We start from the raw sequence: 14750 nt of genomic DNA on the forward strand, positions 1-14750 counted from the left end.
CTTCGCACGGATCTTTTCAGCCCTCCTAATAGAGTTAGGAGGGCTGATAAATTTTTTACTCATAGAAAGACTTTCTTCAAGGATGCGCGCAGCAAGTCCCAGCACAGTGGCTCTTCACGGCCCGTTTACCCATCACGATCTTTATACGCGTGGGACGCGGCTCCATGCGGCCTGCGCTGGAGAGGCTAGCTCACCTCTAATTATCTTGATCCATGATTCTTTTAGCTGCTGGATCGACTTCGCTGAGGTGATACCCCTCCTTCATGAAGCGGGATTTCATGTTGCCGCTCTCGACCTGCGCGGCTACGGAATGTCAGATAAGCCGCCTCACGGCCATGACCTGAGAATCCTGTGCGGGGATCTTAATGGTGCCATCCAAACCTTAGGCCATAACTCCGCCCATCTGGTGGGAGTGGGTATCGGCGCCACCCTAGCTTGGGCACTTGCCACCTATGAGCCCAAAAGGGTCGAATCGATTAGCAGCTGCGGTTTTATCCATCCCACCGATATGCGGCGCTCCGTTATCCGCTACCCCTGGCTTTTTTTAAACCTCATCGCCTTTAAAGTCTTTCTCGCCCTTCCCTCAGGAGTGCTTAAGAGATTGTCTTTCTTGCTGCCTCGAATCACAGCCCATGATCTGAAGCGCACAACCGTGAAGGAATTTCACTCTTCTCCTGGTTTTATGCGCAATCTGACGCGCCGCTCGACCGCGCTCGCCATCAGTAATACCTTGCCGGCCGTGGTGAGGTCGTCACGTTTATCAGTAGTATCTACTCCGCTCGCGTGGGCGGACCGCATTATTACATGCCCTGTTCTCTTCCTGCCGGGGGAAAAACCCTCACGCCAGCAGCGGGTACTAGAAAGAGCGGCCCGAGAGCGCACCCTCGGTGCTATCCGCACGGTTCGGATCCCCCACACCAAGTACCGCCCACATATAGAAAACCCTGATGATTTTGTAAATACCGTAGTGAGATTTATTCGCGGACTGAGCTAACGTAAAACGCATTCTCCTGTACCTACTGGGGTACTAAGTACGCTGAGATCGCCAACAGCCTCGCGCACTTCCCGAGCACTGAGAACGTAGCCAATATCGGATTCGTCTGAGCTAGCGCCAAAGATCACCCCGATAACCTCGCCGCGCGTATTAATCATCGGCCCTCCGGAATAACCTTGGCGAATGGATCCTCGCACCGTATAGGCTTCGCGTTCCACGCGCTGGTCAGCATAGATATCGAATCCCGTTATAGTTAAGCGATTATTTACGCGCGCAGGCGCTGCCTCGAAGGGGCCGGACTCAGGAAAGCCCATGGAGATGGCATCGTCGCCACTTAAAGCGCTCTCTTCAGCCCATTTCAACGGCTCAATATTCATATCTGGGGATTCTAGAACCGCGATATCGAGTTGGGGGTTATAGTAGACCACCGTGGCTGGGTACGTACCCACAAGCGTATCGAGATTGACGCTATTAGCACCTGCAACAACATGGGCATTCGTGATCACGTGATTACTATCGACTACGAAACCCGAGCCCATGAGCCGTCGAGCGCAGGAATCGGCGGTGGAAGAAAGATGGACCACGCTGGGGCGCAGGGCCTCCACAAGAGCAGTATCTTCCACCAGAAGAGCTGGGGCCTCCACCGTGACGTTATCGGGATTGAGAAAGGGCGATACTAAAGGTGGCAGGCCCGATTCCGAGAGCATGGCGGACACTTTAGAAGGCAGCATGGCCAATTGCTGCGGGGCCCGGTGGTCCACCGCGCTCAAAATCTTGGAGTTACGTACCTGGTGGGCTATATTGCCGGGCAATGCCGTCACCAGAGGAATGGCGACCAACCAGGTAACGATTAAGACAGTGAAGGCTTGAAAGATGGCGCCGATCCCTGAATCGAGCCTTAAAGAGCTGCGCCAGCGCATATGGGATCGCAATCGTGTTCCCAGTACCCCACCGGTGAGATTACCAATACCTACCAGCATGGCCATTGTTGCTAGGGCGAGGAGAAAGCGCAAAGCCACATGGTCGGTTAATTGCATGGCAAAGGGGGCCAGTGCTACTCCGCAGATGAGGCCAGCGACAACCCCGACGGTCGAGAGGATGGAGGCGAATGCTCCTTGACGCCAGCCAGTGTAGAGAGCAATGATGAGCACCACTACGATCGTGGCGTCGGCATAGAAACCCGGTGCGGGGTCAGCTAAGTAGTTCATGCTTCCTTATACTGCTGAGATATTTCGCTGTTTCTTGAGGCCCGCAGGGCGGCCTTGAGATCCAAGGTATGGGAGTGATCCCACGGCCGCTCCCACCCTGCACGATGGATAACGAGGTGCAGGATCTGGGCTGTGAACCCCCATATTATATAGTCACGGATGCGAAATGCCGGCCCTCGCCACTTTTCACCGGCTAAGTGGAGGCGGTTGCAGGGATCAATCAGTTCCTTGAAGGGCACCATAAAAACCTCATCGACTTCGACGGGGCTTGCCACTGTGACGTCTGGAGGCGTGGGGGCGTAGGCAAGAATAGTATGAACGGGGGCACCCGTTGCCCCAATAAAGGTGCGGCCGATATCAGCCAAGGGTGTGACCGCTGCAGCGTCAAGCCCCACCTCCTCACGAGCCTCTCTTAATGCAGCGGCCAGAGCATGGGAATCCTCCGGATCGATGCGTCCACCCGGAAATGCGATCTGCCCCGAGTGCTGGCGCATGGTGGGGGAACGATGAGTTAATAAAACTGCCGCGTCATCAGGGAGCCGGGAGCCAGTCTCTGCTCCTGTCACCAGCATGAGCACGGAGGCGGCCTTGCTATCGTCTATCGGGGCACGTTGGGCCACATCTTCGTGAAACTGTTGGCGCAGCTGCCCGCTGCGGGCAGCTGTAGTCACCGGTGCCAACCATCTAGGGCCAGGCCAAGATTCGAATTTGGGCGCCTGATATTCGTCCACCATTCCCCTATTCATACGATTATTCATACGATGTTAAGCAACTTTTTCTCTCTCAACCTCTTTGACGACGGCAGAGATAGCCGAGTCAAGATCTTGCTGAGAATCAAAGACCTGCGGAAATATCGCTATGCGCTGAGTCCCTGAAAATACCAGCGTAATCGGAACTACCTTGGGAAGGCCTAATTCAGCGGCAAATACGCCCTGGGTATCGCTGAGCGTGGGAAGCTCTAGACCCAATTCGTCGATAAATTTCGCTCCCGCTGCTGAGTTGGGATCTGCGTGGACACTCATCACACGCCACTGCGGGTGTTGGTGAGCGAGAGTGTCGAAATAAGGTAATTCCTTGCGGCATGGGGCACACCAGAAGGCCCAGATATTGACCACGGTAATCTGGTCGGAGTTTTCCTGGCCCACCTGTCCATGAAGGCAGGGGAGTTCAATGCCACCTACCTGTGCTGGCGGGCACATGGGTTTACTGGACTGCGGCCTATGAGCTGGGGTATCAGGGGGTGCACTAGTCAGCTGCCAGCCAAGGAAGCCCAAGGCCACAGTAAAGATGAGGGCCGAAAACGCCAGAGCACTACGCACCTTTACGCCTCCATTTCTGCGCGTAGGGCTAGAAGATGCTCTTTTTCACTGGGGATGGCTTTAACCAAGTCTTCGGCTACAGCGGGGTTCATCTCCCCCTCACCAGAGCTGGGACAAAGTTTTATAAGATAACAGGCGCCACATGCTGGCCTACGGCTATGGCAGATTCTGCGACCGTGGAAGATGATGCGGTGGCTAAAAAGCGTCCATTCCGGCTCCGGTATATAGCCGGCTATTTCTGCCTCGACTTTCTCGGGGCGGGTCTCGGCCGTGAGCTTAAACCGGCGCACTAGACGTCCGAAGTGGGTGTCTACGGTTAAGCCAGGGAGACCGAAAGCATTGCCACGTACGACATGGGCTGTCTTACGCCCTACGCCGGGAAGCGTCACTAGATCGGCTAAATCCCGGGGTACTTCGCCCTCAAACTCAGAGACGAGCACCTGGCCTATTTCTTTAAGATGGCGCGCTTTGACCGTGTAAAAACCAGTGGGTCTAATGATCTCTTGGAGTTCCACCTCGGCCGCTTGAGCATAATCGATAGCATGAGGGTAGCGCCGAAAGAGTGCAGGGGTTACTGCGTTAACCCGTTTATCCGTGCACTGAGCGGACAAGACAGTAGCTATGAGTAATTCGAGCGGGGTGTCGAAATCTAATTCGCAGTAAGCATCGGGGTAGCCGCGCGCGAGTTCCCTATGAAGCGCTCGAGCGCGCCGTTTTTTCGCCAGCGGGGTAGTTTTCATATGCTCTAGCCTAATTGAGAGCGTTCCCTATAAAGTCGAGGACCACCACCCAAACCTATTTTAAGGCTTTCTTATCTTCTATTCAGGAGTCATCGGGGGCACCCAAGAGCGATTGGCGCGCAGCTCCTTGTGGCACTTCGTGAGTTCCAGGCCGCGAGTATTTTCTATGGACTACTAGAAAATGTGCTTTTAGCTCGCAAAAGGGAAAACGATATAAGAAATGACCGCTGCCCCCCGCTAACTACCCCCACAACACAGGGCGAGTTAAGTTTCCCGTTTCCGAGGTGTGATAGTGACGTATTCCATAGTAGGATAACTAATGATACCCATAGAATTCAACGATTAGGCCAGCTTCATTTGTCAGCAATCTCCCTGCGGAGTTTCCCAGCAACGCACCTAAGATTGTCCAGACTCACACGAACTAAAGAGGAGTACGTTTCAGGTGGAAGGCGTTCAAGATATCCTGTCCCGAGCCGGAATTTTCCAAGGAGTAGACCCAGTGGCGGTGGCCAACTTGATTGGGGACCTTGAATCCGTCCGGTTCCCCCGCGGTACTACCATCTTTGAGGAAGGCGAGCCTGGAGACCGGCTCTATATCATCACTGCCGGCAAGGTGAAGCTAGCTCGGCACGCCCCAGATGGTCGCGAGAATCTTCTTACGATTATGGGACCATCCGATATGTTCGGAGAGCTTTCTATCTTCGATCCCGGCCCTCGTACCTCCTCAGCAGTATGCGTGACCGAGGTCCACGCGGCAACGATGAATTCCGAGGTACTTCGCCAGTGGATCGCAGACCACCCCGAAATCTCGGAGCAGCTCCTGCGCGTTCTTGCCCGCCGCTTGCGTCGCACCAACTCGGCCCTTGCGGATCTCATCTTCACTGACGTACCGGGGCGTGTGGCCAAGACTTTATTGCAGTTGGCTAATCGCTTTGGCACCCAAGAAGGTGGCGCACTGCGCGTTAACCATGATCTCACCCAAGAAGAGATTGCCCAGCTTGTGGGAGCCTCCCGCGAAACAGTCAATAAGGCGCTCGCCACCTTCGCCCACCGCGGGTGGATTCGTCTCGAGGGCAAGTCGGTGCTGATTGTCGATACTGAGCATTTAGCTAAACGTTCTCGGTAGAAAAATCCCAACCTCTTGTGAGGTTGGGATTTTTCTAGATATTCGGATGATACTCCCCGGTGCGCTCAAGATATCGCAGTGCTACCCGCGTCGTTTGCTCTGCCGCCCCACGTAAAACAGGATCGACTTTGTCATAGATTTCATCGACGAGCTGTTTTAGGCCGATATCGTGACCGTTTTTATCTAAAGCTTCGCGGATCTGATCAAGTCGCTGTTCCCGGCGGCTAAGATACCAAGCGGCATATTTGGAAAGATCCTCTCCATCAGGCCCATGACCGGGGAGGAGATGGACACCCTTCCCACGATCTTCTAATAAGTGTAGGGTCTTAAAATAATCACCGAGATCTCCGTCAGTTTCAGAGATCATCGTGGTGTGGCGGCCCGCGATAGTGTCGCCGGTAATGACACCTTCTAAGGTGGACTCATGCGGGGTACCTGACCAAATAAAGAAGCTCACGGAATCACCGGTATGACCTGGGGTATGCACCACTTCAATATGTGGGCTCAATCCATCTAAAGTGATGATCTCACCATCTACAAGCGCCTCGCCGTGATGACAATAAGCCTTTTCAAAGGCTCTTACCGGAGCACCAGTGAGCTGCCGAAAACGATGCGCCCCATCGGCGTGATCGTGGTGACGGTGCGTAAGTAAAATGAGACCCACTTTATGCGCCTTGGTATTAAGAACATTAAGGTGACCCTCATCCTCAGGGCCAGGATCGATCACAATACTTACCGGATCATCTTCAGCGCGGATAACCCACGAATTGGTTCCCTCTAAAGAGGCATAACCGGGATTCATACACAGCACGACGGCTGCAGACGGGGTAACGGGCCGCAATTGGCTATAAGCAGGATGCTTCATGGTTTCTTAGCTTAGCCGATCGCTGGGGATGGTAAGGAGAAATATAGCCAATTTGTCTGCTAGTCGAGCTCGAGATAGAGCTCTACTTCCACTGGCGAATTAAGTGGTAGGTCTGATACCCCGACGGCGGAGCGTGCGTGGATACCTTGATCACCAAAAATATCGCCGATCATACGCGAGGCACCGTTAATGACCAACGCCTGATCGGCAAATCCCGGCGCGGAGGAAACAAATCCCACCACTTTAAAGACGCGGCGAATACGGTCGATTCCAACTAGAGCGTCGGCGGCTGAGAGAGCATTTAAAGCACTAGTCCGCGCTAATTCATAGGCTTCGTCAACGCTAAGGTCAGCTCCGACCTTTCCAGTTCTTGGTAAGACCCCATCGACCATTGGAAGTTGTCCGGCGGTCCACACCTGATTACCTACCTGAACCGCCGGCACATAGGAGGCTAGCGGGGGAACTACCGCTGGTAGGCTTAATCCGAGCTCCGCGAGTTTCTCACTGACCCGCATCGGCTAAACGACCTCGCGCTTCAGATAGGCGACTACATTTTCTGGATTCATCCCTGGCACGACGGTGACCAGCTCCCAGCCGTCTTCACCCCAGCTGTCGAGGATTTGCTTGGTGGCGTGTACTAATAGCGGTACGGTTGCGTATTCCCATTTCTTCATAACTTCCACCTTAAACTAGCTGAGACTAGATAGCTCGCGTAAAACTGAGAAAAACTGAAGGGCTCACTGCAATGAGTGCGCCCTTTTGCAACTTGATGATTTTAAATACCGTGGAGTTCGCCGCCATTGGCAATATAATCAGCCCATGAGGTGATGTCGGGGTTCTTGCGCAAAAGTGCGCGGCGCTGTCGTTCAGTCAAGCCTCCCCATACCCCGAATTCCACGCGGTTATCGAGGGCATCCACACGGCATTGGAGGAGCACTGGACACTGCCTACAGATCGCCGCAGCACGGCGTTGTGCTGCTCCACGGACAAAGAGGGCGTCAGGATCTTCATTCCGGCAATTTGCGTGCATTACCCAATCGCCACGGTCGATAGAACCGAGTCCACTGGGGTCCAGGAGCGCATTGTTCTGTGGGTTCGCCAGAGATGTTGTCATCTTGGTTGTCCTCCTGAGGGAAACTTATTGAGAAACTGGTCAAATTGACCGGCATTTCGGTCTATACTGATCCGTTGGTCATGTGTAAGTCTATTCACACAACCTAGTGAATGTCGAACGAGTCACACATTAAGGGGGTCTGATTATTCCCACTTTCACACCGTCCTCGGTAATGTAGGGGATGTGTCCCTCTGGAAATCTGTGAACCAATTCATTGGCGCCACGCTCGCAGCTGGTGTGGTGGGAGCCGTTGCGCTCTCCCCTCTCGCTGCTATGAGCGCCCTCGCCATCCAGCGCACCAACGACGTCATGCAGTCGAATATTCAGGATCTCAACTCAACTGAGACCCCAGGGGTGACCACAATGCTCGACAAAGATGGTCACCCCTTCGCATGGTTTTATGCCCAACGTCGCTTCGAAGTTCCACCTGACCGTATTGCCCAGTCCATGAAGGAAGCGATCGTGGCCATCGAAGATCGCCGCTTCTACGAACATAATGGCGTCGATATCCAGGGAAATTTCCGCGCGGTGGTGCGAAATCTCCTCGCTGGTGGGGTGGAACAGGGAGCCTCTACCATTGACCAGCAGTATGTAAAAAACTATCTGCTCTATGTTCGCGCCTCTACTAGTGACGAAAAAGCTGCTGCTGTCGAGACTTCGATCCCCAGAAAATTGCGCGAGATGCGCATGGCTTCTGGAATTGAAAAAGTTTTGAATAAAGACGAGATTCTCTCCCGTTACCTCAACGTTATCCCCTTTGGTAACGAGGCTTTTGGAATCGAGGCTGCGGCTCAAACCTATTTCGGAATCCCTGCCGCAGAGCTCACCATCCCACAATCGGCCATGCTCGCCGGTATGGTGCAGTCCACAAGCTACCTGAACCCCTATACCAATGCTGAGGCCACGATCGCCCGCCGTAATACCGTTCTCGACGCAATGGTCGATGTGGGCACAATTTCTACTGCAGAAGCTGATGCCTTTAAAGCTGAACCCCTGGGAATTTTAGAGTTTCCCCGCGGCCTGCCTAATGGCTGCATCACTACTGGCGATCGCGGTTTCTTCTGCGATGAAGTTCTCAACTACCTGAGCGATAAGGGGCTTAGCCTCGATGATCTACACAAGGGCTCGTATACCATCGAAACGACCCTAGATCCAGTGGCCCAAAATATTGCCCACGAAGCCGTTGTTCAACACGTCAACCCGCGTGAGCCTGGAGTCTCCGAAGTTCTTAATCTGGTCGAGCCCGGCAAGGAGTCAAGGCGCATCCTCGCGATGACCTCCTCCCGCGATTATGGTCTCGATCTCGAAGCTGGTCAGACTGTTCTCAATCAGCCCGCCACCTTAGTAGGTAGCGGCGCCGGGTCGGTCTTTAAACTCTTCACCGCCGCCGTCGCTCTCGAACAGGGCTATGGCCTCGATACCCAGCTCGACGTTCCCCCACGTATAGAGGTGTCCGGCATGGGCGAAGGGGGAGCAAAGAACTGTCCACCAGGCAAATACTGTGTGGAAAATGCCGGCGTCTATGCCCCCACCATGAGCCTGCGCGATACCTTAGCGCAGTCGCCCAATACCACCTTTGTGAGCCTTATCGAGGATGTGGGCGTTCCTGAGGTAGTGGACATGGCCGTAAAATTAGGTCTCCGTTCATATACCCAGCCCCAGACCTTCGATGCTGATAACTCCATCGCTGATTATATGAAAGATCATAATCTAGGATCATTCACGCTTGGGCCGGTGGCAGTAAACCCTCTTGAACTGTCAAATGTGGCAGCCACGCTCGCCTCCGAAGGAGTGTGGTGTGAACCCACACCGGTTAATCGTGTACTCGATCGCTTCGGGCGCGAGGTATTTATTGATAAACCCGCGTGTGACGAAGCCCTTGCCCCCGAAGTGGCCAAGGCCTTAAGCGCTGGCTTAAGTCTTGATGCTACGAAGGGCACGGCAGCTGATGCTGCGCGGGGCGCAGGCTGGAATGCTCCTATTGCGGCCAAAACAGGAACGACCGAGTCCCATCAATCGGCGGCTTTTCTAGGATATAACGACCGCTTTGCTGCAGCTCCTTATATCTACAACGATGGCACCACGATTACACCATTGTGCACCGTACCAGTGCGTCAGTGCCCCGACGGCAATCTCTTTGGCGGTTCTGAACCTGCGCGCACCTGGTTTGCGGCAGCTTCTCGCCTCAATGCCTTCGAGGGAGGGTTACCGGAATATAATCCGCGGTTCAATGCTGGTACCTCAGCCACCTTCGGTCAGGAATATATTGGTCGCAAATACGGCGATGTTAAAAGAGAACTGGTGGCCAGGAAATTCAACGTATTACAACAGATCGTGGCCGGCAACGGTGCCGAGAAGGGAACGATCGTCCGCGCCAGTGCCGATCTCCCACTCAAGAAAGGGAGTACTATCATTCTCTTCGTTTCGGATGGTTCTGCCCCTCCTCCACCACCAGCGGTTAATCAGACTCAACCGCAACCAAGGACCGCCTTTAATGAAGAAGATCAATTTCGTTCGGACGTGGAGGAATTAACCAATCAGATTCGCGATCTTCTGCAATCGCCATAAAAAGTGGAGCCGTTATCGGCCCCACTCCTTGTTACTGCAACGCAGCTCGGACCGCGGTGGATAAGCGTTTGCCGTCCGCAGTGCCGGCGGCTCGTTCGGTAACGACCTTCATAATCTGACCCATGCTCTTCATATTGATCTCAAGTCCTTCGCCGTGTAGCTCTTCGATGGTTTGGGCTACTAGGGCTTGGATTTCATCATCAGAAAGCTGCTGCGGGAGGTACTCGTTGAGGACAGCGGCCTCAAGGAGCTCCTGATCGGCCAATTCTTGACGCCCATTGGCGGCATAGACTTCAGCAGACTCCTTCCGTTTTTTAATTTCACGTGCTATTACCTTGAGAATTTCTTGGTCTTTCAATTCGTGCTTTGTGCCAGAGGTTTCTTCAACCTGTATGGCAGCGAGCAGCATTCTGAGAGCTCCGGTGCGCTCTTTTTCTCGCGCCTTCATAGCAACTTTGATATCGTCTCGAATTTTTAGCTTCAGTTCACTCATAGTGTCTCCATTCTACTCGGATCGCATCCTCATAGAGCTACCTGTGCGCTGAAGCAGGTAAGGTCTAAAGGATGAACAAGGATTTCACATCTTCATGCCCGCGTTGGGCATCTCAGCTTCTGAAAATCGGTAGTCTGGGAGCTATAGCTGGTACCGCAGCACTCTGGTGGGGCTATAAAGAGTGTGAACGCTTCGAACTCGAAGAAGTCGAGGTACCACTCCTTTCGCCCGGCACCCTTAGATCACGTGAAGCTTTTAGAATTTTGCACATCTCGGATATTCATATGGTGCCAGGGCAAAAGAAGAAGCAGGAGTGGATTGCAGATCTGGCGCGACTCAAGCCCGATCTAGTGGTCAACACTGGCGATAATCTCTCCGATCTCCATGCAATCCCGAGCCTGCTTGCCGCTATTCAACCTCTGTTCGCTTTTCCCGGACTCTTCGTCTTTGGATCCAATGATTACTTTGGACCCAAGCCAGTCAATCCTTTTCTTTATCTGGTTGGCAGGAAGCGAAAAGTATCACGTGTAGAACTACCGTGGAAAGATATGCGCGCAGTATTTTTAGAGCATGGTTGGCGAGATGCCACACATCAAAGGCACGAATTTAAGGTTAGCGGCCTCAAAGTAGCGGCCTCTGGGGTCGACGACCCTCACCACGATTTAGACGACTATGAGAGCATCGCGGGAGCGCCTAATCCTCAGGCCGATATGAGTCTTGCCTTAGTGCATTGTCCCGAGCCGCGGGTACTCGCCCGTTTTGCTGCTGACGGTTACCAGCTTTCCCTTTCTGGGCACACTCACGGCGGACAAATTTGCTTGCCTGGATCTATAAGCTTGGTAACTAATTGCGGTATTGATCGAGCGCGGGCCAAAGGTTTGCACCAGTTTAAACACATGGCGATGTATGTGTCCAAGGGGCTAGGAACTAGCAAATTTGCCCCTATACGTCTCTTCTGTCGCCCCTCAGCTACTCTGCTAAAAATTACCGAAAAGTCGAGCTAGGTTACCGTTTCTATCTTCTAAAATAGGGCGCTTGAAATGTCGCTATAAGAGGACTAACATCTGTTGATGGTTGTTCGGTAGTTATCGACACGCCACCGGGATATAGCGCAGCTTGGTAGCGCACTTCGTTCGGGACGAAGGGGTCGCAAGTTCAAATCTTGTTATCCCGACCAGCAGTTAGCTCTCTCACACTTTTCTAGTGTGGGGGAGCTCTTTCTTCGCATATACATATACGGGTCACCCCTCAGCCCGGTACGCCACCACCTTCGATACCTCACGTTTAAGATGAATTCGGCCACGCAGATGGTGGAGCTAAACTCGTGCCCCGGCTATATTTTTCTATGTTTTTATTTCGGGGTATCGGTTGAAGATCTTTTTGCACCCAATCTTCACATCTGCGATGGGAAGATTGGGGCCTCACCTACATTTGGCAATGGCAAAGTATCTCTGTTGGCCGCAACTACTACCCGCCCAGCCGGCCACACCCTCGTCCACACCACCGATCTATTCACCCCGCAGTTATGCGCGTACTGGAAACTTAACACTCGAGCGGGCCCTAACTAGAGCCATCCAAAATCAGCTGAATACAGGCCAGGAAGAGATCATCTCCTGTCATCTGGGGCACTAGCCACAAAAATTAGCGATAACGCTATAACAGCAAGATGACATAAGTTTTCTGCGCGATCCACATAGGAGGACAATTAAATATGCACCATATAGTAGTTCTCGAGAACTTAACGATCAGCGCAGATATTGGTATCTAGGAGCCAATTGGGCACAATTCGGGCCCTCGATTAGCGCCTACAGTGGCGCGAAGGCTAGGAGAAAGCCCAGCTGCGCCACCTCAAATCCGAGACAATCCTCGTGGGGCTTATACGACGTTTGTTCCACGAGAAGTCACTTAAACACCTTTTTAACAGTTCTGGTCTGATGAGTCATTCTCTTAGAATTTCGCTCATTGCACACCGAATGTAGGCGGTTGGACATCTGCAGGTAGATTTCTTTAGATGATTCGCCGCTCTACCTGTCAACACCCTCGTAGGAACGAGAAATCGAGGGAGAAGGCAGGTCTACTCGTGGTGCTCACTGCGATTATCTTTTTAGCCAATCGCGATTTCTTGAGTGGTTATAAGCTTCATACTCCCTGGCGTATAGGATGTTAGGGACAGAGGATATGCTTAAACCCACACTCTAATCTTCAAGACTAAGTCTGCCTTTGCATCGGCTAGAACATTCACTTCCCTATAGGGGAATAGGCAAAAGATTAGACAATATTCACGGTCTAGAGGCGTACTACGTGAAGCATCACCGAGACTCTGAGTGATGTAGCATCTCCAGCTAATCGAGGATGCGAGCGAGGGATTACCAGGACAGCGAGCCCCGCAGTGCAAATCGGACCAAACCAGGTGGCTGTCAATCACTCGGGTCTAAGAAAATGAGACATCGCTAAAAGCAAACGCCTTATATGAGAGTCCCGGATTCTAAACGCCATCGAGAGAGCACGCTCGTGCTCTTGAGGCCACTCCCGGCAACGGACTGGCTCACTATACTGCCGTTTGAAAATCACCAAATCCGAATACTGTTATTCATGGAGCAGGCTGCAAGATGTATGAGCCAGCAGTACTGAATTCTCCCCGCACGACTTCTCCACACCACTCGATAGATTAGGGAGGATTTGAAAAGTTCTTTGCACGACGACAAAGATGCCATGACACCCCTAGCCTTCTGCTTTGCCTTCCAATCAACCTGAGACCTATATCAAGAGGGGGCGGTTGAGTAACCTCATCCGATCCCCAATCTCAACAGGCTCTGATCAAGACACAGATGGAAGCTTTATATAGCTACGATTCCCTCAAACAGAGCTCTGAACGTGCACTATGAGCAGGTAGACGCCCGGCGCTTCACCAGCACCTAGCTAGCGGGCGGAACTGTATCTTGCTACGCCGTGCAGCACACACCTGTTGCAACAAGAGGCCCCTCAGGGCGCCCCTATTGAGCAAGGCAATGGGAGGCTCTCACGAGGTGAGCCTCTGCCTCTGGAGCTCCGCTGAGAGGCTCCGAACCAAACAGTGACGGTGGAACGACTCTAGATGAAGCCCACAGAAGTCGCAGCCACACTCACGGCAGGTTGGTGGTACGAAGTACACTCCGGACGAAATTCTACGAATTCGGGGAGATGCAGAGAGATCGGTGAAAAACAGGAAATTTCGCGTGCCTATGCCCACCTAGCCAGCAGGTGGGCAATCAAACTCGCGGCAGGACCGGGCACCCTTCATATTGCGTAATCCTCTGGACAGCTGCTTACCAAGGCTCTCCACCAAGTCCAAATAATCCGATTAAAACTGCCCTATGAATCAGTCGCTTGCGGGGAGCCGTAGAACACGCTTGGGTACGGAGCACAGAAGAAGACCGCGCCTCTCTCAGTAAGAGGGACGCGGTCTTCTTCTACTTGGTCTCAGGGGTCTTCGAATTACTAGGTTCGAAGTGGGTCCCTAGAACTTAGTGCTTAGCAAAGCCTTTCTTGAGACCAGGCTTCATAACACCAGGCTTCTTATTTTCCTTAGGAGCAGGAGCTGGTACTACGAACAGGCCTTGGATGAAGGCAACGATCGAAGGAATGTTCAGGAGCAGAAGGATCGCACCTACAACACCAGCAACGATGCCAGCAATAGCTCCAGGTGTGAGCTGATCGGAGGAACCATTGTTGTCAGTGGAGCCAGCGTTGTCGGAAGAACCTTGGTTGTTCGGGATATTCGGATCGGTCTTCGGTGCATCGGCAGCCTTGTCAGGATCCGCTATCGTCTTACCAGTATTCTTGTCGACGATCGTATTGATCTCGTCGCCGTCCTTCAACTTATCACCGTCGGTATCGGCGGCGTTCGGGTTGGTGGGGTCGCCCTTGCCATCGTTGTTGTTGTCGAAGGGGTTCTTCTCACCAGAGATTTCGTCACCGTCGTTGATACCGTCATCGTCGGTGTCGGCTTTATTCGGATCCGTAGGATCACCCTTGCCGTCGCCGTCGTTGTCGAAGGGGTTCTTCTCACCGGAGATTTCTTCGCCGTCGGTCAGGCCGTCACCATCGGTATCCGCATTGTTAGGATCGGTGCCGTTCTTGATCTCGTCGCCGTCGTTAACTCCATCGCCATCCGAGTCAGCGTTGTTTGGATCGGTAGGCTGGTTTCCGAACTTATCGTTCTTCTCACCGGAGATTTCTTCGCCGTCGGTCAGGCCGTCACCATCGGTATCCGCATTGTTAGGATCGGTGCCGTTCTTGATCTCGTCGCCGTCGTTAACTCCATCGCCATCCGAGTCAGCGTTG

13 protein-coding genes, 1 tRNA gene and 1 pseudogene are annotated in these 14750 nt (G+C 53.1%); 5 read left to right on the forward strand and 10 right to left on the reverse strand.

Annotated features, from left to right (window positions below; all coding sequences use genetic code 11):
• The first annotated feature begins 82 nt into the window (after positions 1–82).
• On the forward strand, positions 83–994 hold the full coding sequence (locus tag NXT00_RS06725; protein WP_259158498.1) for an alpha/beta fold hydrolase: 912 nt from the start codon (positions 83–85) through the stop codon (positions 992–994).
• Here NXT00_RS06725 and NXT00_RS06730 read toward each other — a convergent pair.
• From NXT00_RS06730 to nth, 4 genes are read right to left on the reverse strand one after another with little or no spacing between them, the layout of a single operon-like run.
• Positions 991–2202 (reverse strand): MarP family serine protease, encoded by a 1212-nt coding sequence (locus tag NXT00_RS06730; RefSeq protein WP_259078509.1) that lies wholly within the window; start codon positions 2200–2202, stop codon positions 991–993. The genes NXT00_RS06725 and NXT00_RS06730 overlap by 4 nt on opposite strands.
• Positions 2199–2960, reverse strand: a complete 762-nt coding sequence (locus tag NXT00_RS06735) for a CoA pyrophosphatase (RefSeq protein WP_259158499.1) — start codon at positions 2958–2960, stop codon at positions 2199–2201. Before NXT00_RS06735 ends, NXT00_RS06730 begins: the two co-directional genes overlap by 4 nt.
• A gap of 6 nt (positions 2961–2966) precedes the next feature.
• Positions 2967–3521, reverse strand: coding sequence for a TlpA disulfide reductase family protein (locus NXT00_RS06740; protein ID WP_259078506.1), 555 nt, complete (start codon positions 3519–3521; stop codon positions 2967–2969).
• Positions 3522–3523: 2 nt separating this feature from the next.
• Positions 3524–4261 (reverse strand): endonuclease III, encoded by a 738-nt coding sequence (gene nth / locus NXT00_RS06745; protein WP_259158500.1) that lies wholly within the window; start codon positions 4259–4261, stop codon positions 3524–3526.
• A gap of 442 nt (positions 4262–4703) precedes the next feature.
• On the opposite strand from nth, the gene glxR reads away from it, so the two are divergent.
• Complete coding sequence (gene glxR / locus NXT00_RS06750; RefSeq protein ID WP_259078503.1) at positions 4704–5387, forward strand: CRP-like cAMP-activated global transcriptional regulator GlxR; 684 nt, start codon at positions 4704–4706, stop codon at positions 5385–5387.
• 34 nt (positions 5388–5421) lie between these two features.
• Here the strand turns inward: glxR and NXT00_RS06755 are convergent, their stop codons facing one another.
• From NXT00_RS06755 to NXT00_RS06770, 4 genes are all read right to left on the reverse strand, one after another.
• Complete coding sequence (locus NXT00_RS06755; RefSeq protein ID WP_259078502.1) at positions 5422–6252, reverse strand: MBL fold metallo-hydrolase; 831 nt, start codon at positions 6250–6252, stop codon at positions 5422–5424.
• Between the two features lie 59 nt (positions 6253–6311).
• Positions 6312–6767 (reverse strand): RidA family protein, encoded by a 456-nt coding sequence (locus NXT00_RS06760; RefSeq protein ID WP_259158501.1) that lies wholly within the window; start codon positions 6765–6767, stop codon positions 6312–6314.
• A gap of 3 nt (positions 6768–6770) precedes the next feature.
• Positions 6771–6926, reverse strand: a complete 156-nt coding sequence (locus tag NXT00_RS06765) for a DUF4177 domain-containing protein (protein ID WP_259078499.1) — start codon at positions 6924–6926, stop codon at positions 6771–6773.
• A gap of 101 nt (positions 6927–7027) precedes the next feature.
• The gene (locus NXT00_RS06770; RefSeq protein ID WP_259078497.1) at positions 7028–7366 is read right to left on the reverse strand and encodes a WhiB family transcriptional regulator; all 339 of its coding nucleotides are present in this window, start codon (positions 7364–7366) and stop codon (positions 7028–7030) included.
• Positions 7367–7549: 183 nt separating this feature from the next.
• Between NXT00_RS06770 and NXT00_RS06775 the strand changes: the two genes are divergently transcribed.
• Positions 7550–9934: a transglycosylase domain-containing protein gene (locus NXT00_RS06775; protein WP_259158502.1), complete on the forward strand. Its 2385-nt coding sequence runs from the start codon at positions 7550–7552 to the stop codon at positions 9932–9934.
• Between the two features lie 31 nt (positions 9935–9965).
• Here the strand turns inward: NXT00_RS06775 and NXT00_RS06780 are convergent, their stop codons facing one another.
• A complete protein-coding gene (locus tag NXT00_RS06780) occupies positions 9966–10427 on the reverse strand; it encodes a GatB/YqeY domain-containing protein (protein WP_259158503.1) in 462 nt (153 codons plus the stop codon).
• A 71-nt stretch (positions 10428–10498) separates the two neighbouring features.
• Here NXT00_RS06780 and NXT00_RS06785 point away from each other — a divergent pair, with 71 nt between their 5' ends.
• Positions 10499–11431, forward strand: coding sequence for a metallophosphoesterase (locus NXT00_RS06785; protein ID WP_259078493.1), 933 nt, complete (start codon positions 10499–10501; stop codon positions 11429–11431).
• 96 nt (positions 11432–11527) lie between these two features.
• Positions 11528–11604, forward strand: a tRNA-Pro gene (locus NXT00_RS06790).
• Between the two features lie 2326 nt (positions 11605–13930).
• On the opposite strand, the pseudogene NXT00_RS06795 reads toward NXT00_RS06790, so the two are convergent.
• Positions 13931–14750, reverse strand: a pseudogene (locus NXT00_RS06795) (MSCRAMM family adhesin SdrC); the annotation flags it as partial.

This window comes from Corynebacterium sp. ES2715-CONJ3, assembly GCF_024814365.1.
GTDB lineage: Bacteria > Actinomycetota > Actinomycetes > Mycobacteriales > Mycobacteriaceae > Corynebacterium.